This window comes from Burkholderia sp. F1, from assembly GCF_050813845.1.
Taxonomy (GTDB): Bacteria; Pseudomonadota; Gammaproteobacteria; order Burkholderiales; family Burkholderiaceae; genus Burkholderia; species Burkholderia ubonensis.
Map to the genome: position 1 here is coordinate 754600 of NZ_CP172421.1, position 20884 is coordinate 775483.

Genomic DNA, 20884 nt, shown 5'->3' on the forward strand with positions numbered 1-20884 from the left:
TCGGGCGTTCTTCCTTGGCGCGGCGGGGTGTTACGCGATCCGCTTCGCGAGTTCGACGGCCTTGCCGATGTACGACGCGGGCGTCATCGCGAGCAGGCGGTCCTTCGCGTCCTGCGGGATCGCGAGCGTGCCGACGAACTGCTGCAGCGCTTCGCGCGTGATGCCCTTGCCGCGCGTCAGTTCCTTCAGCTGCTCGTACGGGTTCTCGATGCCGTAGCGGCGCATCACCGTCTGCACCGGCTCCGCGAGCACTTCCCAGCAGTTGTCGAGGTCTTCGTTCAGGCGCTGCGGATTCACTTCGAGCTTGTCGAGGCCGCGGATCAGCGAGTCATACGCGAGCAGCGAGTAGCCGAGCGCGACGCCCATGTTGCGCAGCACCGTCGAGTCGGTCAGGTCGCGCTGCCAGCGCGACACCGGCAGCTTGTCGGCGAGGTGGCGCAGCGTCGCGTTCGCGAGGCCGAGGTTGCCTTCCGAGTTCTCGAAGTCGATCGGGTTGACCTTGTGCGGCATCGTCGACGAGCCGATTTCGCCGGCCTTCGTCTTCTGCTTGAAGTAGCCGACCGAGATGTAGCCCCACACGTCGCGGTCGAGGTCGAGCAGGATCGTGTTCGCGCGCGCGACCGCGTCGAACAGCTCGGCCATGTAGTCGTGCGGCTCGATCTGGATCGTGTACGGGTTGAACGTGAGCTTCAGGCGGTTCTCGATCACGTCGCGCGAGAACGCTTCCCAGTCGAATTCCGGATACGCGGACAGGTGCGCGTTGAAGTTGCCGACCGCGCCGTTCATCTTGCCGAGGATCTCGACCTTCTCGATGCGCGTGATCGCGCGCGAGAGGCGCGCGGCGACGTTCGCGAGCTCCTTGCCGAGCGTCGTCGGGCTGGCCGGCTGGCCGTGCGTGCGCGACAGCATCGGCTGGTCGGCGAGCGCGTGCGCGAGCGCGACGAGGCGCTGGTGGACGGTGCGCAGCGCGGGCAGGATCACGTGCTCGCGCGCGCCGGCGAGCATCATCCCGTGCGACGTGTTGTTGATGTCCTCGGACGTGCACGCGAAGTGGATGAATTCGCTCGCCTTCTCGAGTTCGGCCTGGCCCTTCACCGATTCCTTCAGCCAGTATTCGACGGCCTTCACGTCGTGGTTCGTCACGCGCTCGATGTCCTTGATGCGCGCCGCGTCGTGCGCGGTGAAGCGCTCGACGAGCTGCAGCAGGAACTGCTCGGCGGCGTCGGAGAAGCGCGGGACTTCCGCGAAGCCGGCGCGCGACAGCGCGATCAGCCAGTGCACCTCGACGGTGACGCGGTGGCGCATGAAGGCGGCTTCGGAGAGCCAGTCGCGCAGCGCTTCGGTCTTGCTGGCGTAGCGGCCGTCGATGGGCGAGAGCGCGGTGAGGGCGAAAAGCGTATCGGGACGAGTGTCGGACATGATCGGGCGGGCCTTGGGGCCGGGTCGAACGAGGGGGAGGAGAATCTATGATTTTACCATCGGCGCGGGGCGGCCCCCCCCGGCCGCGCGGCGAGCGCGGCCCGGCCCGGCTTTCGGGCGCGTGCGCGCGGGTGTTCCGCCGGCAGCGCGAGCGCCGCTGCCGGCCTGCGCCGCGCGCTATTCGGCCACGCTCGCCGCGCCGCCCAGCGCGACCGGCGGCGCGTTCGCGGGCGCGACGTCGCCGGCCGGCGCCGCCCAGCGCAGCCACTGCGCGCGCAGCAGCACGAGCGCGCCGCACGCGCAGGTGGCGAGCGCGCCGAACGTCGCGAAGCCGAGCTGGTAGCTGCCGGTGCTTTCCTTCGCGATGCCCATCACGACCGGCAGGTAGAAGCCGCCGATCCCGCCCGCCGCGCCGACGATTCCCGACAGCAGCCCGGTCTTGCCCTGCCAGCGGTGCGGCACGAGCTGGAACGTCGCGCCGTTGCCGAGCCCGAACGCGATGTACAGGCAGATCAGCAGCGCGATGCCGCCCGCGACCGGCGGCATCCACGCGGCGAACGCGAAGTCGGCGGCGGCGATCGCCGCGAGCAGCACGATCAGCGCGCGCACGCCGGTGACGCGGTCGGCGAGGTGTCCGCCGAACGGCCGCACGATCGCGCCGAGGAACGCGAGCAGCGACATGAACAGGCCGGCCTCGATCTTCGGCATCTGATAGAGGTTCGTCAGCAGCAGCGTCACGTACGACGACATGCCGACGAACCCGCCGAACGTGATGCTGTAGATCAGCATGATGACCCACGTGTCGCGCTCGGCGAGCACCGCGCGGTAGCGCGCGGGCAGCACGGCGATCGCGAGCAGCGCGCCCATCGCCGGCAGCAGCAGCACGCCCGTCTTGCCCGCGCCGAACACGCCCGCGTGCACCGCGAGCACCAGCGCGACGAGGCCGGCGAGCGTGATCGCGAACGCGCCGAGCGCGCGCGGCGCGCTGCCCGATTTTTCGCCGCGGTCGTCGGCCCACGCGAACAGCGCGAAGCCGGCGATCGCGAGCAGCGGCAGCGCGGCGGCCGTCGAGAACTGCCAGCCGAGCGCGGCCGCGATGCGCGGAAACATGAAGCCGTCGAGCACCGCGCCGATGTTGCCGGCCGCCGCGAGGCCGAGCACGAGGCCCTGCACCTTCGGCGGATAGCTGCTGCCCGCCATCGGCAGCGCGACCGCGAAGCTTGCGCCGCCGATCCCGAGGAACACGCCGAGCACGAGCAGCAGCGCGTACGACGGCGTGCCGGGCACGCACGGCAGCACGACCGCGGGCAGCGCGGACAGCAGCACGCCCATCAGCGCGATGCGCCGGCCGTTCGCGGACTGGTACAGGTTGCCGAGCGTGACGCGCAGGATCGCGGCGGCGAGCACCGGCACCGCGACGAGAAAGCCCTGCTGCGCGGCGGACATCGCGATGTCCTTGCCGATGAACGGCGCGAGCGGGCCGTACAGCACCCAGACGGTGAAGCCGGTGTCGAAATACAGGAAGCACGCGAGCAGCGAACGCCAGTTGCCGCTCTGCAGGGAAGTGCGCAGGTTCTTCATCGGTGGAGCCTCTTCGGGGTGCCGGCCGCAAGGCCGGGCGAGGTCGGACGGACGAAACGCCGGACGGGGTGGTCCGAGTGTGCGTTCCGCAATGTCCGTGCCAACCACCGGCAAGTTTTGCCGGGCGCGGCGCGTGGCCCGCTCCGGCAATGGGTAGCGGGAACCACCGGCCGCCGGCGCGGGCGTGGCGCCGGCACCGCGCGCGTGCGTGTGGCGCGGCGCTGGTGCGGCAATGCACAACGAGCGTCATGCGCGGCGCACGGCATGAGGGCGCGCATGCGGGACGGGCGGCCCCGCCGGGGCCGCGCCCGCCCCGGTGCGCCGGTAGAATGCAGGCTTCTTCCTGATCGCCGCCCGCCGCGGCCGCCCGCATGGAACTGAAATGGCTCGAAGACTTCGTCTCGCTCGCGGAGACGCGCAGCTTTAGCCGGTCCGCCGAATTGCGGCACGTGTCGCAGCCGGCGTTCTCGCGCCGCATCCAGGCGCTCGAGGCGTGGCTCGCGACCGAACTGATCGATCGTTCGGTTTATCCGACCCGCCTCACGCAGGCCGGCCAGATCTTCTACGAGCAGGCGCTGACGATGCTGTCGCAGGCCCACGAGGCGCGCACGCTGCTGCGCGGCCACGTCGGCGCGCCGGTGCCGACGATCGAGTTCGCGGTGCCGCACACGCTGTCGCTCACCTATTTCCCGCGCTGGCTGCAGCGGATCGAGGCGAAGATGGGGCCGGTTCACACGCGGCTGCGCGCGCTGAACGTGCACGACGCCGTGCTGTCGCTCGTCGAGGGCGGCTGCGATCTCGTGATGGGCTATCACCATCCGAGCCATCCGGTCGCGCTCGACCCCGCGCGCTACGACATGCTGACGCTCGGCAGCGAGCCGATCAGCCCGTTCTCGGCGCCGGGCCGCGCGGGGCGGCCGCGCTACACGCTGCCGGGCGCGGCCGATGCGCGCGTGCCGTACCTGTCGTATACGCCGAACGCGTATCTCGGCCGGATGACCGAGGTGATCATCGCGAACGCGCCGACGCCGCTGTTTCTCGACCGCGTGTACGAAACCGACATGGCGGAAGGGCTGAAGGCGATGGCGCTCGCCGGCCACGGCATCGCGTTCCTGCCGCACAGCGCGGTCGAGGACGCGGTCGCGGGCGGCCGGCTGATCCGGCTCGACCGCGCGGCGCGCGGCGCGCATCCGTACACGCTGACGATGGAGATCCGGCTGTACTGCGACAAGCTCGCGCTGCAGGGCGACGAGCCGCGGCAGAAGCTGGTGCGGGCGCTGTGGGAGGTGGTGAGCGACGAGCTGCGCGAGGCGGCGGGCTAGGGCACGCACGGCCGGCACGATCTTCGGCGCACCGGATGCAGGGCCGATCGCGGCCGTTCTTGCGTAAATCGACCGCGTACTTGCGAAAAATCGCGATCATGCAGGAAACGCATAATCGAATAAGCAAACGGCATTGGATAAAAAAAACGGGTTTTTCGACAATGTGCGCCATCCGTTGACCGTTGGAGAATCCATGTCTTCGCAACTGCAGTCCATCCCGTCCTACTTGCACGCCGACGATCTCGGCCCGTGGGGCAACTACCTTCAGCAAGTCGATCGCGTCGCGCCGTACCTCGGCTCGCTGTCGCGCTGGCTCGAAACGCTGAAGCGTCCGAAGCGCATCCTGGTCGTCGACGTGCCGATCGAGCTCGACAACGGCACCGTCGCGCACTTCGAGGGCTACCGCGTGCAGCACAACGTGTCGCGCGGCCCGGGCAAGGGCGGCGTGCGCTACCACCAGGACGTGACGCTGTCGGAAGTGATGGCGCTGTCCGCGTGGATGTCGGTGAAGAACGCAGCAGTGAACGTGCCGTACGGCGGCGCGAAGGGCGGCATCCGCGTCGACCCGCGCAAGCTGTCGCGTGGTGAGCTCGAGCGCGTGACGCGCCGCTACACCAGCGAAATCGGCATCATCATCGGCCCGAACACCGACATTCCGGCGCCGGACGTCAACACCAACGAACAGGTGATGGCGTGGATGATGGACACGTACTCGATGAACCAGGGCCAGACGGCCACCGGCGTCGTGACCGGCAAGCCGATCTCGCTCGGCGGTTCGCTCGGCCGCAAGGAAGCAACGGGCCGCGGCGTGTTCGTGGTCGGCTGCGAAGCGGCGAAGAAGAAGGGTCTCGAAATCGCCGGCGCGCGCATCGCGGTGCAGGGCTTCGGCAACGTCGGCGGCATCGCGGCGAAGCTGTTCCAGGAAGCGGGCTCGAAGGTGATCGTGGTGCAGGATCACACCGGCACGATCTACAAGCCGTCCGGCCTCGACGCGAACAAGCTGCTCGACCACGTGGCCCGCACGGGCGGCGTCGCGGGCTTCGAAGGCGCTGAGCCGATGCCGAACGACGAGTTCTGGACGGTCGAGACCGACATCCTGATCCCGGCGGCGCTGGAAAACCAGATCACCGAGAAGAACGCGGCGAAGATCCGCACCAAGATCATCGTCGAAGGCGCGAACGGCCCGACGACGACCGCGGCGGACGACATCCTGACCGCGAACGGCGTGCTGGTGATCCCGGACGTGATCGCGAACGCGGGCGGCGTGACCGTGTCGTACTTCGAGTGGGTGCAGGACTTCTCGAGCTTCTTCTGGACGGAAGACGAGATCAACCACCGTCTCGAGCGCGTGATGCGCGAAGCGTTCGCCGGCGTGTGGGCGGTCGCGGAAGAGCACAAGGTGTCGGTGCGTACCGCGGCGTTCATCGTCGCGTGCAAGCGCATCCTGATGGCGCGCGAAATGCGCGGCCTGTACCCCTGATCGGTCGACCTCGGTCGATCCTGATCAGAACATGACGCAATCGACCCGATTGCGAACATGACCCCTCGCGGGCGGCACCGGATCCGGTGCCGCCCGCTTGCGCATTCGGGCGCCCGGAGCCGGGAGGAAGGCTTCGCACGGGGCGCGCCGCAGTGCGGAAAACAACCAGTACTTTCAGAAAAATTACTTTGATACACTGGCGCGGGTTTTAGCCAAGGAGATGAACAAAATGAAATACCACAAGGCAATCCTGATGGCCGCGGCGCTGTGTGCGTTCGCAAGCGGCGCGCATGCGCAGGAGACCGGCACGCTGAAGAAAATCAAGGACACGGGTCTGATCGCGCTGGGACACCGCGAATCGTCGATCCCGTTCTCCTACTACGACCAGAACCAGCAGGTGGTCGGCTATTCGCGCGACTTCCAGATGAAGGTCGTCGACGCGGTGAAGAAGACGCTGAACCTGCCGAACCTGCAGGTCCGCAACATTCCCGTCACGTCGCAGAACCGCATCCCGCTCGTGCAGAACGGCACGATCGACATCGAGTGCGGCTCGACGACGAACAACCTCGACCGCCAGAAGCAGGCGGCCTTCTCGGACACGATCTTCGTGATCGGCACGCGGCTGATGACGAACAAGAGTTCGGGCGTCAAGGATTTCCCGGACCTGAAGGGCAAGACCGTCGTCACGACGGCCGGCACGACGTCCGAGCGACTGCTGCGCGCGATGAACAACGAGAAGCAGATGGGCATGACCATCATCAGCGCGAAGGACCACGGCGAATCGTTCCAGACGCTGGAGACGGGCCGCGCGGTCGCGTTCATGATGGATGACGCGCTGCTCGCGGGCGAGCGCGCGAAGGCGAAGAAGGCGGACGACTGGGTGATCGTCGGCGCGCCGCAATCGCAGGAAGCTTACGGCTGCATGATGCGCAAGGACGATCCGGCGTTCAAGAAGGTCGTCGACGATGCGATCGTTCAGGTCGAGAGGTCCGGCGAAGCCGCGAAGATCTACGCGAAATGGTTCGAGAACCCGATCCCGCCGAAGGGGCTGAACCTGAAGTTCCCGCTCTCCGATGCGATGAAGAATCTCTACGCGAACCCGAACGACAAGGCCCTCGACTGACCGCGCGTCCGTTGAAGCAGAGTTGACGCTGACGAAACGGAAGAGGCCACGCTTCTTCCGTTTCTTTTTGCAGGAGTCTTGTCCATGTCATACCACTGGAACTGGGGCATCTTCCTGAGCCCCGTCTCGACCGGCGAGCCGACCACTTACTTTGGATGGCTGATGTCCGGGTTCTGGGTGACGATCAAGGTGTCGCTCGTCGCCTGGGTGATCGCGCTGATCGTCGGCTCGCTGTTCGGCGTGCTGCGCACGGTGCCGAACAAATGGCTGTCGGCGATCGGCACGGCCTACGTGTCGGTCTTCCGGAACATCCCGCTGATCGTGCAGTTCTTCGTCTGGTACCTCGTCGTGCCGGAGCTGCTGCCGCCGTCGATCGGCACCTGGATCAAGCAGTTGCCGCCGGGCACGCAGTTCTTCACCGCGTCGATCGTCTGTCTCGGCCTGTTCACGGGCGCACGCGTGTGCGAGCAGGTGCGCTCGGGCATCAACGCGCTGCCGAAGGGCCAGCGCGCCGCCGGCCTCGCGATGGGCTTCACGCAGTGGCAGACGTACCGCTACGTTCTGCTGCCGGTCGCGTACCGGATCATCGTGCCGCCGCTCACGTCGGAATTCCTGAACATCTTCAAGAACTCCGCGGTCGCGTCGACGATCGGGCTGCTCGACCTGTCCGCGCAGGCGCGCCAGCTCGTCGACTACACCGCGCAGACGTATGAATCGTTCATCGCCGTCACGCTCGCGTACGTGGTCATCAACCTCGTCGTGATGGCGTTCATGCGCTGGGTCGAAAGCAAGTCCCGGCTGCCCGGCTACATCGGAGGCAAGTGATGCATCAGTTCGACTGGAGTAGTATTCCCGGCGCGCTGCCGACGCTCTGGACGGGCGCGATCATCACGTTCCAGATCACGGCGCTCGCGATCGTCGTCGGCATCGTCTGGGGCACGCTGCTCGCGCTGATGCGGCTGTCGGGCGTCAAGCCGCTCGCGTGGTTCGCGCAGGGCTACGTGACGGTGTTCCGCTCGATTCCGCTCGTGATGGTGCTGCTGTGGTTCTTCCTGATCGTGCCGCAGCTGCTGCAGGGCGTACTCGGGCTGTCGCCGACGATCGACATCCGGCTCGCGTCGGCGATGGTCGCGTTCTCGCTGTTCGAGGCCGCGTATTATTCGGAGATCATCCGCGCCGGCATCCAGGCGGTGCCGCGCGGGCAGGTGAACGCCGCGTTCGCGCTCGGCATGAACTACGCGCAGGCGATGCGCCTCGTGATCCTGCCGCAGGCCTTCCGCGCGATGGTGCCGCTGCTGCTCACGCAGGCGATCGTGCTGTTCCAGGACACGTCGCTCGTCTACGTGATCAGTCTCGCGGACTTCTTCCGCACGGCCGCCAACATCGGCGATCGCGACGGCACGAGCGTCGAGATGATCCTGTTCGCGGGTGCATGCTATTTCGTGATTTGCTCGGTGGCGTCCGCCCTCGTCAAAGGTCTCCAGAAAAAGGTCACAAGATGATTTCCATCAAGAACGTTTCGAAGTGGTACGGCCAGTTTCAGGTCCTCACCGATTGCACGACCGAGGTCAAGAAAGGCGAGGTGGTCGTCGTCTGCGGTCCGTCGGGTTCGGGCAAGTCGACGCTGATCAAGACCGTGAACGGCCTCGAGCCGTTCCAGCAGGGCGAGATCCTCGTCAACGGCCAGTCGGTCGGCGACAAGAAGACGAACCTGTCGAAGCTGCGCTCGAAGGTCGGGATGGTGTTCCAGCACTTCGAGCTGTTCCCGCACCTGTCGATCACCGAGAACCTGACGCTCGCGCAGGTCAAGGTGCTCGGCCGCGGCAAGGACGAGGCGGCCGAGAAGGGCATGAAGCTGCTCGACCGCGTCGGCCTGAAGGCGCACGCGCACAAGTATCCGGGCCAGTTGTCGGGCGGCCAGCAGCAGCGGGTCGCGATCGCGCGCGCGCTGTCGATGGATCCGATTGCGATGCTGTTCGACGAGCCGACGTCGGCGCTCGATCCCGAGATGATCAACGAGGTGCTCGACGTGATGGTCGAACTCGCGAAGGAAGGGATGACGATGATGGTCGTCACGCACGAGATGGGCTTCGCGAAGAAGGTCGCGCACCGCGTGATCTTCATGGACAAGGGCGCGATCGTCGAGGACGACCGCAAGGAAGACTTCTTCGCGAATCCGCGGTCGGACCGCGCGAAGGACTTCCTCGCGAAGATACTGCACTGACGCGGGCAGGGCGGCGGGGCCGCCCTTCGCGTGCCGCTGCAAACGGAAACGCCCGGCGCTGAACTGAACCCCGGAAGTTGGACGGTTCAAGAATGCTGGGCCAAGAAGGGCTGAGTTCTGTACTGCACAGGACTCAGCCCTTTTAGTTTCAGCCGGATACGTTCGTGGTTGTAGTAATGGATGTACTGCTGGATCCCAGCCTGTAGCTGTTCAACGCTGTCGAACTCGTTCAAGTGGAAGAACTCTGCCTTGAGCGTACCAAAGAAGCTTTCCATCGCGGCATTGTCCAGGCAGTTGCCCTTGCGCGACATGCTCTGGCGAATCGCCCGCTGATCCAGCAGTCTTCGATAGGCAGCCATCTGGTACTGCCATCCTTGATCGGAATGCAGCAGAGGGCGCTCGCCTTGCCCGAGACGGGAGAACGCTTTGCTCAGCATGCTTCCAACCAGATCGAAGGTCGGCTGGACAGCACTCTGCCAGGCAATGATCTCCCCGTTATACAGATCCATCACCGGCGACAGGTATAGCTTGCGGCCTTTCACGTTGAATTCGGTGACATCCGTGACCCACTTCTCGTTAGGTCGCTGCGCCTTGAATTGCCGGTTGAGCAGGTTCGGGGCAACACGGCCTACCGTTCCTCGATAGGAGCGGTACTTCTTCGGCCGCACCAGCGACTTCAAGCCGAGCTGAACCATCAAGCGCCGAACCAGTTTGTGATTGATCTGTTCTCCAGCCTGTCGGACTACCGCCGTGATACGCCGATAGCCATACCGGCCCCGGTGGGACTCGTAGATCGCACGGATGCGTTGCTTGAGCCCGGCGTAACGATCTCCGGCTTGAAGCGCTTTCTGCTGGTAGTAAAAAGTACTGCGCGCCAATCCCGCTACGTCCAGCAGGATGGCCAATGCATGGTCTTGCCTCAATTCGAGCACTACTTGCGCTTTGCGCGTCGTGTCTGACGTTGCTCCGCCCGAATCAAGGCATCGAGTTTTTTTAGATAGGCCACCTCCGCGCGCAGGTATTCGTTCTCCTTGAGCAATTGCTCGCGGGTACGGGTATCCGATTCGGCGTCCGACGGCGTAGGTTCGGTAGGCGGTAAAGTCGACATCTTGTTGGGGCGGCGCCCCTTGGGGCGCGGTAACAGGGCTGGGAAACCGCCGTCATGATACTGGCGTTCCCAACGGGCAAGTGCTCCAGGATCTCGGATACCCAGTATCGCCTGCATCTGCGTACGGGACAGATTCTCTCGCTGCATACGCTCCAGCGCCTCACGCTTGAATTGCGCGCTGTACTCGCTGTGACCCTTGCGGCGCAGCCCATCAATACCGTGCAGTTTGTACTCCGCAACCCACTGCCGCGCCAAGGTTCGGCCCACCCCATGGGCCTGGGCCAAGGCTCTGAAGCCTATCCCTCCCGCCAAATACTGCTTCACTACTTTGAGCTTTAATCGCTCGTCGTGCTTCAACATGAAAAAAACCCAAGGGTCGGATCTATGTCCAACTCCTGGGGTTCAGTTCAGGCGCTGCCGGGCGTTTCCGCTTCGTCTGCGCGTGTCGGGCCGTGCTATCAGAAGTCGAACGCGTCCTCGCTGACGTCCGCCTCGACGGCCGGCAGCGGCCGCGTGGGCGCGGACGCCGACGCGTCGAGCGCCGGGTTGCGCAGCTTCTCGAGCACGGCGGGCGGCACCGGGATCTGCATCCGCGCGGCGACGTCGCCGCACTGGAACATGATCAGCTCGCCCGGCTCGAACGCGGTCCACACTTCGTTGTCGGTGAGCGGCTGCGTCGCGATCACCGCGACGCGGTCTTCCGGCGTCGTGTATTTCGCAAAGTCGATCGACAGGTCTTCGTCGACGAGATGCGCGGTCGAGAACGGCCAGCGGCGCACGATGTAGTGCAGCCGCGTCGAGCAGTGCGCGAACAGCGCCTGGCCGTTCGACATCAGGAAGTTGAACACGCCGTGGTCGGTGATGCCGCGGGTCAGCTCGCCGACCCGCTCGAACAGTTCCGGCAGCGGCGGCTGCGCGCCGGGGAACGCTTCGCGCAGCCCCTGCATCAGCACGCAGAACGCGCGTTCGCTGTCTGTCGTGCCGACCGGGTGATAGACGCTGCCTTCCATGTCCGGCGCGTAGTCCTGCAGGTCGCCGTTATGCGCGAAGATCCAGTGCCGGCCCCACAGCTCGCGCATGAACGGGTGGCTGTTCTCGAGCAGGATATGGCCCTGCGTCGCCTTGCGGATGTGCGCGATCGTGTTCTTCGACTTGATCGGGTAGCGCTTGACCATTTCGGCGATCGGCGACGTGGCCGATGCCTGGTGATCGATGAACAGGCGGCAGGCTTTATCTTCGAAGAAGGCGATGCCCCAGCCGTCGGCATGGTGGTCGGTGAGCCCGCCCCGGGCCGCGAAACCGGTGAAGGAGAATGTGACGTCCGTCGGCGCGGCGCAGTTCATTCCTAGGAGTTGGCACATTTTACTTGGGGCGGCAGGCTGAAGCGGATAACGCACCGGGCGAACCCCGGTACAATGCATGCTTCTAGCATATCACCGAGCCAATAGCGGTAAAAAGCGGATTCCGCCGACGAACGGCCCCGTGTTGCGGTTAGCCGTCAGTCGGCCCGCGCGGCGGGATTCGGCACCGTTTTCCCGCTCCCGCTTTTCCGCCCCGTTCCTCACGACGCCTCCTATGACTGCCTCGAACGCATCCTCCCCGGCGACGCTGACGCTCGCCCGTCCCGACGACTGGCACCTGCACGTCCGCGACGGCGAGATGCTCGCCGCCGTGCTGCCGCACACCGCGCGCCAGTTCGGCCGCGCGATCATCATGCCGAACCTGAAGCCGCCCGTGACGACCACCGCGCAGGCGCAGGCGTACCGCGAGCGGATCCTGGCCGCGGTGCCGGCCGGCGTGACGTTCGAGCCGCTGATGACGCTGTACCTGACCGACAACACGCCCCCCGACGAGATCCGCCGCGCGCGCGAAAGCGGTTTCGTGCACGGCGTGAAGCTGTATCCCGCGGGCGCGACGACCAACTCGGACCACGGCGTGACCGATCTCGCGAAATGCGCGAAGACGCTGGAGGCGATGCAGGAAGCCGGGATGCCGCTGCTCGTGCACGGCGAGGTGACCGACGCGTCGATCGACCTGTTCGACCGCGAAAAGGTCTTCATCGACCGCGTGATGACGCCGCTGCGCCGCGATTTCCCTGGCCTGAAGGTCGTGTTCGAGCACATCACGACGAAGGATGCGGCCGACTACGTGCGCGACGCCGACGCGGCGCCGGGCCTGATCGGCGCGACGATCACCGCGCATCACCTGCTGTACAACCGCAACGCGATCTTCGTCGGCGGGATTCGCCCGCATTACTACTGCCTGCCGGTGCTCAAGCGCGAGACGCACCGCGTCGCGCTCGTCGAGGCGGCGACCTCGGGCAACCCGCGCTTCTTCCTCGGCACCGACAGCGCGCCGCATGCGCGCAACGCGAAGGAAGCCGCGTGCGGCTGCGCGGGCTGCTACACGGCGCTGCACGCGCTCGAGCTGTATGCGGAGGCGTTCGACAACGCCGGCGCGCTCGACAAGCTCGAAGGCTTCGCGAGCTTCTACGGCGCCGATTTCTACGGCCTGCCGCGCGCGACCGAGACGGTCACGCTGCGCCGCGAACCGTGGGAGCTGCCGCTCGAAATCCTCGCGGGCGACACGCCGGTCGTGCCGCTGCGCGCGGGCGAATCGATCGGCTGGAAACTCGCGTGAGCGCCGCGCCGCCGCACGCGGCCGGTGAGCCGGACAGCGGGGTGGCGGCGTTCGCGCGGATCGACTGGTCCGCGCCGTGGCTCGCGGGCTTTGCCGCAACGGGGCGCGTCGCGCAGGCGGGGGCGCTCGACGGCGAGTCCGCGCTGCTCGCCGCGCTGAATGGCACGACGGGCGGCTCGCCGCTCGTCAACGGCCGCGGCGCGCCGCTGCGCTTCGTGCCGCAAGCCGACCTGCCGGCCGGCGTCGCGTACGAGACCCATATCGCCGCAACGGGCGGCGTGCCGACCCGGCGCAATCTCCACGATTTCTTCAATGCGCTCGCCTGGTTCGCGTATCCGCGCATCAAGGCGGCGCTGAATGCGCGCCAGGCCGCGGCGATCGACGCGGCGGGCGGCGTCGGGCCCGTGCGCGGCTCGTTGCGCGACGCGCTGACGCTGTTCGACGAGAATGCCGCACTGTTCGTGACGGCCGATCCGACACTCGCCGACGCGCTGCGCGGCTTCGACTGGCGCGCACTGCTGGTGGCCGCGCGCGACGCGTGGGGCGCGCGCTGCGAGGTGCGGCTCGTCGGGCATGCGCTGCTCGAGAAGCTCGTCGCGCCGTACAAGTCCTGCACCGCGCACGCGTGGATCGTCGAAGTGAGCGGCGACTATTTTTCGTGGCCGGCCGCGCGCCAGGCCGCGCACGTCGATGCGCAGGTCGCGCAGATGCTCGCGACGCGAGACCTGACGAGCCGCGATTTCGCGCCGCTGCCGGTGCTGGGCGTGCCGGGCTGGTGCGCGGCGAACGTCGATCCCGGGTTCTACGACGATTCCGCGGTGTTTCGCAGCGGGCGGCGGGCGCGTCCGGACGCACGGTGCTAGAATGCGCGTCGCAAAGCAGGCCAGGCAGTCGCGGCCTCGCCGCCTTCGGGCAGGCGGGGGCGAGGAAAGTCCGGACTCCACAGGGCAGGGTGATGGCTAACGGCCATCCGTGGCGACACGCGGAACAGGGCAACAGAAAGCAAACCGCCGATGGCCCGGCGCAAGCCGGGATCAGGTAAGGGTGAAACGGTGCGGTAAGAGCGCACCGCGGCGACGGCGACGTTCGCCGGCACGGTAACCTCCACCCGGAGCAATTCCAAGTAGGCAGGCGCGCATCTCCGGATGCAGGACGGGGCCCCCGTCTCGTCTGCGGGTAGGAAGCTTGAGCGCGTCAGCAATGGCGCGCCTAGAGGAATGGCTGCCACGCGCCGCGCGCTTCGGCGTGCAGCGTGCACAGAATCCGGCTTATCGGCCTGCTTTGCCGTTCGAATGCGACAGGGCCGGCGTCTCCTTGCGGGACGCCGGCCCTTTTTATTTCCGGTGCCGCGCGGCGTTCGATCAGGCTGCGACGATGTCGAACGCGTGCGTGAGCTCGGCCGTCTTCGCGATCATGATCGACGCCGAGCAGTACTTGTCGTGCGACAGGTTGATCGCGCGCTCGACGGTCGCCGGGTTCAGGTTGCGGCCGGTGACCGTGAAGTGGAAGTGGACCTTCGTGAAGACCTTCGGGTCTTCGCTCGCGCGCTCGGCCTTCAGCGTGACCGAACAGCCGGTGACTTCCTGGCGGCTCTTCTTCAGGATCAGCACGACGTCGTACGCAGTGCAGCCGCCGGTGCCGAGCAGCACCATCTCCATCGGCCGCGGCGCGAGATTGTGGCCGCCGCCTTCGGGCGCGCCGTCCATCGTGACGAGGTGCCCGCTTCCGGTCTGGGCGGAAAACGCCATGCCGTCCTGACCCAACCAGCTAACTTTGCATTCCATGCTTGCGCTCCAGCGTTGCCTGATTCGAATTCGATCCGGCATTGTAGCCCGCACGGCCGCGGCCGGCTGATGCGCCGCACGATGCGGATCGGCGTGCGCCGACGTGGGCCCCGTGACGGCGCATGGGAACGCGAATTCCCTTCGGGTTTTAGGGGTTTTGCTCTAGCCAGGGGCGGCCGGCGCGGCTTGCGTGAATCTGCAAGTGTTTGATTTAAAATGAAAAGCCAAATGGCGGGCTTGGGGCTCCATGATTTCGCATTATGGTTGTGGATTTCGTAATGCAAATTTTCTTGTGCTGCCGGGCACCCGTTCGTATAATGCGACTCATTGGTTGTCGCGCTGCGGCAACCTCCGAATGTCTCCTCCACCCTCCTCCTATGGTGGATTAAGCCCGAACCAGCCGTTCGGGCTTTTTTTCGTCCCATGCAAACATCGGCGCGCAATGTGCGCGTCCCGCGAGCGTCAGGCGCCAGGAGCGTCGACGGCCGATGCATGGTCGGGGCGGCGCGCGCAGAAGTGGCGCACCCGTTCGCGCACGGCGCGCAGTTTCGCGACGCGGTCATCGGCGCGCGCTTCGCGCGCGGCGGCGATGCGTGCGTCGAGTGCGTCGAGCTTCGCGTTGCAGCCGGCCGGGTCTGCGGCGGCCGATGCGGCGCTGCCCAGCAGGGCGGCCGCCAGGAGTGGCGTGAGTCGTTTCTTCATCGTGATTGTTGTTTTCCTTGTCCGGCACGTTCTTGCGTTCTTGCGTGTGCCGATGGGTGCCCCCCGTGCGCTCGGAATCGCCGGATATAACGGGGCGGGACCGGATTTTGGCCGATTTCCGGCGAGCCGGACACCCGGGTGCGGATTCCCTTTGACCGCGGCGCGGCAATTCCTTTATAATTCAGAGCTTTTCCGCATTCATGCCCACGGAAAAAGAACAGGGAGAGCCTGCACCGCGCCTCGAAGCGCACCTACACAAGCAGGAAAGAACACATCGGGCAAAGCATTTTTTTTGGATCGATCATGAAGACGTTTTCCGCAAAAGCCCATGAGGTGACGCGCGAATGGTACGTGATTGACGCGACGGATAAGGTTCTCGGCCGTGTTGCCAGCGAAGTGGCACGCCGTCTGCGCGGCAAGCACAAGCCTGAGTTCACCCCGCACGTCGACACCGGTGATTTCATCATCATCATCAACGCGAGCAAGTTGAAGGTCACGGGCAACAAGACTCTGGACAAGAAGTACTACCGTCACTCGGGCTACCCGGGCGGTATCTATGAAACGACGTTCGGCAAGATGCAGGAACGCTTCCCGGGCCGCGCGCTCGAGAAGGCGGTCAAGGGCATGCTGCCGAAGGGCCCGCTCGGCTACGCGATGATCAAGAAGCTGAAGGTCTACGCTGAAGCGACGCATCCGCACTCGGCTCAACAGCCGAAGGCGCTCGAGATCTAAGGGGACCCACATGATCGGTAACTGGAACTACGGTACGGGCCGCCGCAAGAGCGCCGTTGCTCGCGTCTTCATCAAGGCTGGCAAGGGCGACATCGTCGTCAACGGCAAGCCCATCGCTGACTACTTCTCGCGCGAAACGTCGCTGATGATCGTGCGTCAACCGCTGGAACTCACGAACCACGGCCAGACGTTCGACATCAAGGTGAACGTGACGGGCGGCGGTGAAACGGGTCAGGCAGGCGCAGTGCGCCATGGCATCACCCGTGCACTGATCGACTACGACGCGACGCTGAAGCCGTCGCTGTCGAACGCAGGCTTCGTCACGCGCGATGCGCGTGAAGTCGAGCGTAAGAAGGTCGGTCTGCGCAAGGCACGCCGCGCCAAGCAGTTCTCGAAGCGTTAATTCCGCTTCGTGGCCGCGCCGCTTTCGGGCGGCGTCCGCCGGAAAAACCGCCAGCTTTCACGCTGGCGGTTTTTTTTATGCGCGTCCGTTTCGCGGTCGCGCGCCGCCGCTGGCCGCCGGTTTGACGAAATCGACAAGAACCTGTTGATTTCATGGACTTCGGCACGATCTTGAGATCGGCCCTACAATAGCGGCTAAAGCTTTTTGGAGAGTTCGCATGAACGCTGTTACCGAATCCGCAGCCACGACCGAAATGCCGGCACCGTTCGTCTTCACCGACGCGGCGGCCGAGAAGGTGAAGCAACTGATCGACGAAGAAGGCAATCCTGACCTGAAGCTGCGCGTGTTCGTGCAGGGCGGCGGGTGCTCCGGCTTCCAGTACGGCTTCACGTTCGACGAGGAAGTCAACGAGGACGACACCGTGATGAACAAGAACGGCGTCCAGTTGCTGATCGACTCGATGAGCTACCAGTACCTGGTCGGCGCAGAGATCGACTACAAGGACGATCTGAACGGCGCGCAGTTCGTGATCAAGAACCCGAACGCGACGACCACCTGCGGGTGCGGTTCGTCGTTCTCGGTCTGAGCACACGAGGCGTCCGATCTGGTTCGCCGGAATGAAAAAACGGGGCATGAAGCCCCGTTTTTTTTGCCCGGCTGATGCGCGCATGCCGCGTCAGCGCGGATAGAGCGCGCCCAGCACGCGGTCGCCGGCCGCGCCGGTGACCGTCGCGAGGCTGCCCGGCTCGCGCGCGGCGAAGCGGTACGCGAGCCACGCGAACGCGAACGCTTCGACCTGCTGCGGCGGCACACCGAGCGCGGCCGTCGTGTCGACTGCCGCGCGCACGCCACGGTCGCGCAGCGCGTTTGAAAGCGCGTCGAGCAGCACGGGGTTGCGGGCGCCGCCGCCGCACACATAGACGGCCGTGCAGTCGGGCGCATGCTGCGCGATCTCGTGCGCGATCGACACGGCCGTCAGCGCCGTGAGCGTGGCCTGCACGTCCTCCGGCGCGAGTTGCGCGAATGCGGCCAGCCTGGCGTCGAGCCAGGCCGGATTGAACAGGTCGCGTCCGGTGCTCTTGGGCGGCGGCGCGTCGAAATAGGGCTCGTCGAGCAGCGCATCGAGCAGTGGCGCATGGACCGTGCCGCGCGCGGCGAACTTGCCGCTTTCGTCGTAGGGCTTGCCGAGGTGGCGGCTCGCCCATTCGTCGATCAGCGCATTCGCGGGGCCGCAGTCGAAGCCGCGAACGTCGCCGTCGTCGCCGGGCAGGATCGTGATGTTGCTGATTCCGCCGAGATTGCAGACGACCCGCGTCTCGCGCGGCGCGCCGAACAACGTCGCATGGAACGCCGGCACGAGCGGCGCGCCCTGGCCGCCCGCGGCCACGTCGCGGCTGCGGAAGTCGGCAATCACGTCGATGTGCGTCAGTTCGGCGAGCAGTGCCGGATTGTTGGTCTGCCGCGTGTAGCCGCGCTCGGGGCGGTGGCGCACCGTCTGCCCGTGCACGCCGATCGCGCGCACCTGGTCGGGAGAAAGACCGGCCGCGCGCTGCAGTTCATGGCAGCACACCGCGTAGCGGGCCGCGAGCGCGTTGGCGGCCAGCGCCTCGCGCTCGATCTCGTCGTCGCCCGGCTGCTGCAGCGCGAACAGCGCGTCGCGCAGCGTCTGCGCGAACCCGACGAAGGCCTCGGCCAGCACGACCGGCGGCTTGCCGGTCTCGAAGCGCACGGCGACGCCGTCGACGCCGTCCATGCTCGTTCCCGACATCAATCCGAAATAAACGCCGTCGGCCGGGTGGCCGGGTGATGGACGTCGCAGCGGCACGTGAACCCTCCTGGATCGTGCGGCGACGGCCGGTGCCGCGCGCCTTGCGGCCGATTATCCGCGCAAGCGGGGCCGCCGTTAAGCGATGCGCGCGCAAGTTATGGGAAAATCCCTGTTTTTGCGACCTTCTTCCTGGCACCGATGAGCACCGAACCCAGTTCCAAGCCTGTTTTCCCGATCACCGATGAAGTGCGGCATGCGCTCGCCGTCACGAAGCGCGGCGTCGACGAGCTGCTGATCGAGGAAGAGTTCGCGCAGAAGCTCGCGCGCAGCGCGGCCACGGGCAAGCCGCTGCGCATCAAGCTCGGCCTCGACCCGACCGCGCCGGACATCCACATCGGCCACACGGTCGTGCTGAACAAGATGCGTCAGCTACAGGACCTCGGTCATACGGTGATCTTCCTGATCGGCGACTTCACGTCGCTGATCGGCGATCCGTCCGGCCGCAATGCGACGCGCCCGCCGCTCACGCGCGAGCAGATCGAGGCGAATGCGAAGACCTATTTCGAGCAGGCGGCGCTGGTGCTCGACCGCGACAAGACCGAGATCCGCTACAACAGCGAATGGTCGATGCCGCTCGGCGCCGACGGGATGATCAAGCTCGCGTCGCGCTACACGGTCGCGCGTATCCTCGAGCGCGAGGACTTCACGAAGCGTTTCCAGGGCGGCGTGCCGATCTCGATCCACGAGTTCCTGTACCCGCTGATGCAGGGCTACGACTCGGTCGCGCTGAACGCCGACCTCGAGCTGGGCGGCACCGACCAGAAGTTCAACCTGCTGGTCGGCCGCGAGCTGCAGAAGCAGTACGGCCAGGAGCAGCAGTGCATCCTGACGATGCCGCTGCTCGAGGGCCTCGACGGCGTCGAGAAGATGTCGAAGTCGAAGGGCAACTACGTCGGCATCAGCGAGAAGCCGAACGACATGTTCGGCAAGCTGATGAGCATCTCGGACACGCTGATGTGGCGTTACTTCGAGCTGCTGTCGTTCCGCAGCATGGACGAGATCGTCGGCTTCCGTCGCGAGATCGAAGACGGCCGCAACCCGCGCGACTTCAAGGTGCTGCTCGCGCAGGAAATCGTCGCGCGCTTCCATTCGCAGGCCGACGCCGAGCGCGCGCTCGAGGACTTCAACCACCGCGCGAAGGGCGGCGTGCCGGACGACATCCCGTCGGTGACGCTCGCGGGCGCGCCGCTCGCGATCGGCCAGCTGCTGAAGCAGGCGGGCCTCGTGCCGTCGACGAGCGAAGCGCTGCGCAACATCGAGCAGGGCGGCGTGAAGATCGACGGTACGGCGATCACGGACAAGGGCCTCAAGATCGAGGCGGGCGAGTATGTCGTGCAGGTCGGCAAGCGCCGCTTCGCGCGCGTGACGCTGACCGCATGATCGCGCTGATCCAGCGCGTGAAGCGCGCCGACGTGCGCGTCGGCGACCGCGTGACGGGCGAGATCGGCGCGGGCCTGCTCGCGCTCGTCTGCGCGGAGCGCGGCGACACCGACGCGGCGGCCGACAAGCTGCTCGCGAAGGTGCTCGGCTATCGCGTGTTCAGCGATGCGGCCGGCAAGATGAACCTGCCGGTGTCGAACATCGACGGCGCGGGGCGCGCGGGTGGCCTGCTGCTCGTGTCGCAGTTCACGCTCGCGGCGGACACCAACAGCGGCCTGCGTCCGAGCTTCACGCCCGCGGCGCCGCCCGACGAGGGCGCGCGCCTGTTCGACTATTTCGTCGACGCGGCGCGTGCGCGCCATCCGCTCGTCGCGACCGGCGAGTTCGGCGCCGACATGCAGGTCTCGCTCGTCAACGACGGGCCCGTGACCTTCTGGCTGCAAGTGCGGCCCTGATCATTCCCGGAGGCGCCGCCGCGATGGCCACCACGCAGATTCTCTTCATCCGTCATGGCGAGACGGCCTGGAACCGCATCAAGCGCATCCAGGGCCATATCGACATTCCGCTGGCCGACTCGGGCCTTGCGCAGGCGCAGCGGCTGGCCGTGCGTCTTGCGCGCGAAACGCGCGACGGTGCGCGCGTCGACGCGATCTATTCGAGCGACCTGATGCGTGCGCAGCAGACTGCGCATCCGGCCGCCGATGCGCTCGGCCTGCCGCTCGTGCTGCGCGCAGGCTTGCGCGAGCGTGCGTACGGCATCTTCCAGGGGCACGACAGCACGGAGATCGAGGCGCGGTTTCCCGACGCGTACGCCGCGTGGCAGACGCGCGACCCCGGCTTCGAGCCGGAAGGCGGCGAGTCGCAGCGCGCGTTCTACCACCGCGTGCTGCACGCGATCGAGCCGATCGTCGCCGCGCATCCGGGCGGGCGGATCGCCTGTGTCGCACACGGCGGCGTGCTCGATTGCGTGTACCGGTTCGCGAACGGGCTCGATCTCGCCGCGCCGCGCAACTATCAGCTGCTCAACACGAGCATCAACGTCGTCGACTACGTGGACGGACGCGCGAACGTCGTGCAGTGGGCGGACGTGTCGCACCTGGACGAAGCGAGCGACGACGACGGGTACCGCCAGGTGCTCTGAGCGCAGGCTGCGCCCGG

The 20884-nt window shown here is 66.4% G+C and carries 21 protein-coding genes and 1 other RNA gene; 15 read left to right on the forward strand and 7 right to left on the reverse strand.

The features are described 5' to 3' along the window. Window positions 1–30: 30 nt before the first annotated feature. Entirely contained in the window at window positions 31–1419 is a 1389-nt protein-coding gene (gene purB / locus ACFIMZ_RS03685) for an adenylosuccinate lyase (RefSeq protein ID WP_431821439.1), read from the reverse strand. Between the two features lie 177 nt (window positions 1420–1596). Beyond that, window positions 1597–3000: an MFS transporter gene (locus ACFIMZ_RS03690; protein WP_431821440.1), complete on the reverse strand. Its 1404-nt coding sequence runs from the start codon at window positions 2998–3000 to the stop codon at window positions 1597–1599. 371 nt (window positions 3001–3371) lie between these two features. Between ACFIMZ_RS03690 and ACFIMZ_RS03695 the strand changes: the two genes are divergently transcribed. From ACFIMZ_RS03695 to ACFIMZ_RS03720, 6 genes are all read left to right on the forward strand, one after another. Continuing rightward, a complete protein-coding gene (locus ACFIMZ_RS03695) occupies window positions 3372–4322 on the forward strand; it encodes a LysR substrate-binding domain-containing protein (RefSeq protein ID WP_431821441.1) in 951 nt (316 codons plus the stop codon). Between the two features lie 193 nt (window positions 4323–4515). Continuing rightward, window positions 4516–5802, forward strand: a complete 1287-nt coding sequence (locus tag ACFIMZ_RS03700; protein ID WP_431821442.1) for a Glu/Leu/Phe/Val family dehydrogenase — start codon at window positions 4516–4518, stop codon at window positions 5800–5802. A 229-nt stretch (window positions 5803–6031) separates the two neighbouring features. Beyond that, window positions 6032–6925, forward strand: coding sequence for a glutamate/aspartate ABC transporter substrate-binding protein (locus ACFIMZ_RS03705; protein ID WP_431821443.1), 894 nt, complete (start codon window positions 6032–6034; stop codon window positions 6923–6925). 84 nt (window positions 6926–7009) lie between these two features. Beyond that, a complete protein-coding gene (locus tag ACFIMZ_RS03710) occupies window positions 7010–7750 on the forward strand; it encodes an amino acid ABC transporter permease (protein ID WP_431821444.1) in 741 nt (246 codons plus the stop codon). Further along, complete coding sequence (gltK, locus tag ACFIMZ_RS03715; protein ID WP_431821445.1) at window positions 7750–8427, forward strand: glutamate/aspartate ABC transporter permease GltK; 678 nt, start codon at window positions 7750–7752, stop codon at window positions 8425–8427. Before ACFIMZ_RS03710 ends, gltK begins: the two co-directional genes overlap by 1 nt. After that, window positions 8424–9149 (forward strand): amino acid ABC transporter ATP-binding protein, encoded by a 726-nt coding sequence (locus tag ACFIMZ_RS03720; RefSeq protein ID WP_431821446.1) that lies wholly within the window; start codon window positions 8424–8426, stop codon window positions 9147–9149. The genes gltK and ACFIMZ_RS03720 overlap by 4 nt, the downstream gene beginning before the upstream one ends. 86 nt (window positions 9150–9235) lie before the next feature. Here the strand turns inward: ACFIMZ_RS03720 and ACFIMZ_RS03725 are convergent. Both ACFIMZ_RS03725 and ACFIMZ_RS03730 read right to left on the reverse strand, forming a co-directional pair. Continuing rightward, window positions 9236–10617, reverse strand: a protein-coding gene (locus ACFIMZ_RS03725) for an IS3 family transposase (protein ID WP_431819772.1) whose coding sequence is annotated in 2 segments (ribosomal slippage) — window positions 9236–10137 and window positions 10137–10617 — 1383 coding nt in all. Because the reading frame shifts where the segments join, the coding sequence is not laid out codon by codon here. A 98-nt stretch (window positions 10618–10715) separates the two neighbouring features. Continuing rightward, the gene (locus ACFIMZ_RS03730) at window positions 10716–11618 is read right to left on the reverse strand and encodes a class II glutamine amidotransferase (RefSeq protein WP_059760598.1); all 903 of its coding nucleotides are present in this window, start codon (window positions 11616–11618) and stop codon (window positions 10716–10718) included. Window positions 11619–11832: 214 nt separating this feature from the next. On the opposite strand from ACFIMZ_RS03730, the gene pyrC reads away from it, so the two are divergent. The 3 genes from pyrC to rnpB all read left to right on the forward strand — a co-directional run bounded on the left by pyrC (window position 11833) and on the right by rnpB (window position 14184). Beyond that, complete coding sequence (gene pyrC / locus ACFIMZ_RS03735) at window positions 11833–12897, forward strand: dihydroorotase (protein WP_431821447.1); 1065 nt, start codon at window positions 11833–11835, stop codon at window positions 12895–12897. Continuing rightward, window positions 12894–13760 (forward strand): DUF3025 domain-containing protein, encoded by an 867-nt coding sequence (locus ACFIMZ_RS03740; RefSeq protein ID WP_431821448.1) that lies wholly within the window; start codon window positions 12894–12896, stop codon window positions 13758–13760. Before pyrC ends, ACFIMZ_RS03740 begins: the two co-directional genes overlap by 4 nt. Window positions 13761–13772: 12 nt before the next feature. Then, window positions 13773–14184, forward strand: an RNA gene (rnpB, locus tag ACFIMZ_RS03745) — RNase P RNA component class A. 74 nt (window positions 14185–14258) lie between these two features. Here rnpB and ACFIMZ_RS03750 read toward each other — a convergent pair. Continuing rightward, window positions 14259–14723 carry an OsmC family protein gene (locus tag ACFIMZ_RS03750; RefSeq protein ID WP_431821449.1) on the reverse strand — a complete coding sequence of 155 codons (465 nt, stop codon included), beginning with the start codon at window positions 14721–14723 and terminating at the stop codon, window positions 14259–14261. A gap of 420 nt (window positions 14724–15143) precedes the next feature. Continuing rightward, on the reverse strand, window positions 15144–15383 hold the full coding sequence (locus ACFIMZ_RS03755; RefSeq protein WP_431821450.1) for a DUF1090 family protein: 240 nt from the start codon (window positions 15381–15383) through the stop codon (window positions 15144–15146). Window positions 15384–15686: 303 nt separating this feature from the next. On the opposite strand from ACFIMZ_RS03755, the gene rplM reads away from it, so the two are divergent. The 3 genes from rplM to erpA all read left to right on the forward strand — a co-directional run bounded on the left by rplM (window position 15687) and on the right by erpA (window position 17104). After that, window positions 15687–16115 (forward strand): 50S ribosomal protein L13, encoded by a 429-nt coding sequence (gene rplM / locus ACFIMZ_RS03760; protein WP_009687896.1) that lies wholly within the window; start codon window positions 15687–15689, stop codon window positions 16113–16115. Window positions 16116–16125: 10 nt separating this feature from the next. Continuing rightward, on the forward strand, window positions 16126–16518 hold the full coding sequence (gene rpsI, locus ACFIMZ_RS03765) for a 30S ribosomal protein S9 (RefSeq protein WP_010091355.1): 393 nt from the start codon (window positions 16126–16128) through the stop codon (window positions 16516–16518). Window positions 16519–16735: 217 nt separating this feature from the next. After that, window positions 16736–17104 (forward strand): iron-sulfur cluster insertion protein ErpA, encoded by a 369-nt coding sequence (erpA, locus tag ACFIMZ_RS03770; protein WP_010091356.1) that lies wholly within the window; start codon window positions 16736–16738, stop codon window positions 17102–17104. Window positions 17105–17194: 90 nt separating this feature from the next. On the opposite strand, the gene ACFIMZ_RS03775 is transcribed toward erpA, so the two are convergent. Further along, window positions 17195–18343 carry an anhydro-N-acetylmuramic acid kinase gene (locus tag ACFIMZ_RS03775; RefSeq protein WP_431821451.1) on the reverse strand — a complete coding sequence of 383 codons (1149 nt, stop codon included), beginning with the start codon at window positions 18341–18343 and terminating at the stop codon, window positions 17195–17197. A 141-nt stretch (window positions 18344–18484) separates the two neighbouring features. On the opposite strand from ACFIMZ_RS03775, the gene tyrS reads away from it, so the two are divergent. The 3 genes from tyrS to ACFIMZ_RS03790 are packed head-to-tail and all read left to right on the forward strand — an operon-like array spanning window position 18485 to window position 20867. After that, window positions 18485–19726, forward strand: a complete 1242-nt coding sequence (tyrS, locus tag ACFIMZ_RS03780) for a tyrosine--tRNA ligase (RefSeq protein WP_431821452.1) — start codon at window positions 18485–18487, stop codon at window positions 19724–19726. Beyond that, window positions 19723–20181 carry a D-aminoacyl-tRNA deacylase gene (gene dtd, locus ACFIMZ_RS03785; protein WP_431821453.1) on the forward strand — a complete coding sequence of 153 codons (459 nt, stop codon included), beginning with the start codon at window positions 19723–19725 and terminating at the stop codon, window positions 20179–20181. The genes tyrS and dtd overlap by 4 nt, the downstream gene beginning before the upstream one ends. Window positions 20182–20204: 23 nt before the next feature. Next, window positions 20205–20867 (forward strand): histidine phosphatase family protein, encoded by a 663-nt coding sequence (locus ACFIMZ_RS03790; RefSeq protein ID WP_431821454.1) that lies wholly within the window; start codon window positions 20205–20207, stop codon window positions 20865–20867. The last annotated feature ends 17 nt before the right edge of the window (window positions 20868–20884 follow it).

Excerpts from the sequence above, each read along its gene's own strand:
- ACFIMZ_RS03755 (WP_431821450.1), bottom strand. The coding sequence starts at position 15,383 with ATGAAGAAACGACTCACGCCACTCCTGGCGGCCGCCCTGCTGGGCAGC.
- ACFIMZ_RS03710 (WP_431821444.1), top strand. The coding sequence starts at position 7,010 with ATGTCATACCACTGGAACTGGGGCATCTTCCTGAGCCCCGTCTCGACC.
- purB (WP_431821439.1), bottom strand. The coding sequence starts at position 1,419 with ATGTCCGACACTCGTCCCGATACGCTTTTCGCCCTCACCGCGCTCTCG.
- ACFIMZ_RS03695 (WP_431821441.1), top strand. The coding sequence starts at position 3,372 with ATGGAACTGAAATGGCTCGAAGACTTCGTCTCGCTCGCGGAGACGCGC.
- gltK (WP_431821445.1), top strand. The coding sequence starts at position 7,750 with ATGCATCAGTTCGACTGGAGTAGTATTCCCGGCGCGCTGCCGACGCTC.
- erpA (WP_010091356.1), top strand. The coding sequence starts at position 16,736 with ATGAACGCTGTTACCGAATCCGCAGCCACGACCGAAATGCCGGCACCG.
- ACFIMZ_RS03750 (WP_431821449.1), bottom strand. The coding sequence starts at position 14,723 with ATGCCGGATCGAATTCGAATCAGGCAACGCTGGAGCGCAAGCATGGAA.
- ACFIMZ_RS03705 (WP_431821443.1), top strand. The coding sequence starts at position 6,032 with ATGAAATACCACAAGGCAATCCTGATGGCCGCGGCGCTGTGTGCGTTC.
- rplM (WP_009687896.1), top strand. The coding sequence starts at position 15,687 with ATGAAGACGTTTTCCGCAAAAGCCCATGAGGTGACGCGCGAATGGTAC.
- tyrS (WP_431821452.1), top strand. The coding sequence starts at position 18,485 with ATGAGCACCGAACCCAGTTCCAAGCCTGTTTTCCCGATCACCGATGAA.
- ACFIMZ_RS03690 (WP_431821440.1), bottom strand. The coding sequence starts at position 3,000 with ATGAAGAACCTGCGCACTTCCCTGCAGAGCGGCAACTGGCGTTCGCTG.
- ACFIMZ_RS03730 (WP_059760598.1), bottom strand. The coding sequence starts at position 11,618 with ATGTGCCAACTCCTAGGAATGAACTGCGCCGCGCCGACGGACGTCACA.
- ACFIMZ_RS03790 (WP_431821454.1), top strand. The coding sequence starts at position 20,205 with ATGGCCACCACGCAGATTCTCTTCATCCGTCATGGCGAGACGGCCTGG.
- ACFIMZ_RS03700 (WP_431821442.1), top strand. The coding sequence starts at position 4,516 with ATGTCTTCGCAACTGCAGTCCATCCCGTCCTACTTGCACGCCGACGAT.
- pyrC (WP_431821447.1), top strand. The coding sequence starts at position 11,833 with ATGACTGCCTCGAACGCATCCTCCCCGGCGACGCTGACGCTCGCCCGT.
- dtd (WP_431821453.1), top strand. The coding sequence starts at position 19,723 with ATGATCGCGCTGATCCAGCGCGTGAAGCGCGCCGACGTGCGCGTCGGC.
- ACFIMZ_RS03720 (WP_431821446.1), top strand. The coding sequence starts at position 8,424 with ATGATTTCCATCAAGAACGTTTCGAAGTGGTACGGCCAGTTTCAGGTC.
- rpsI (WP_010091355.1), top strand. The coding sequence starts at position 16,126 with ATGATCGGTAACTGGAACTACGGTACGGGCCGCCGCAAGAGCGCCGTT.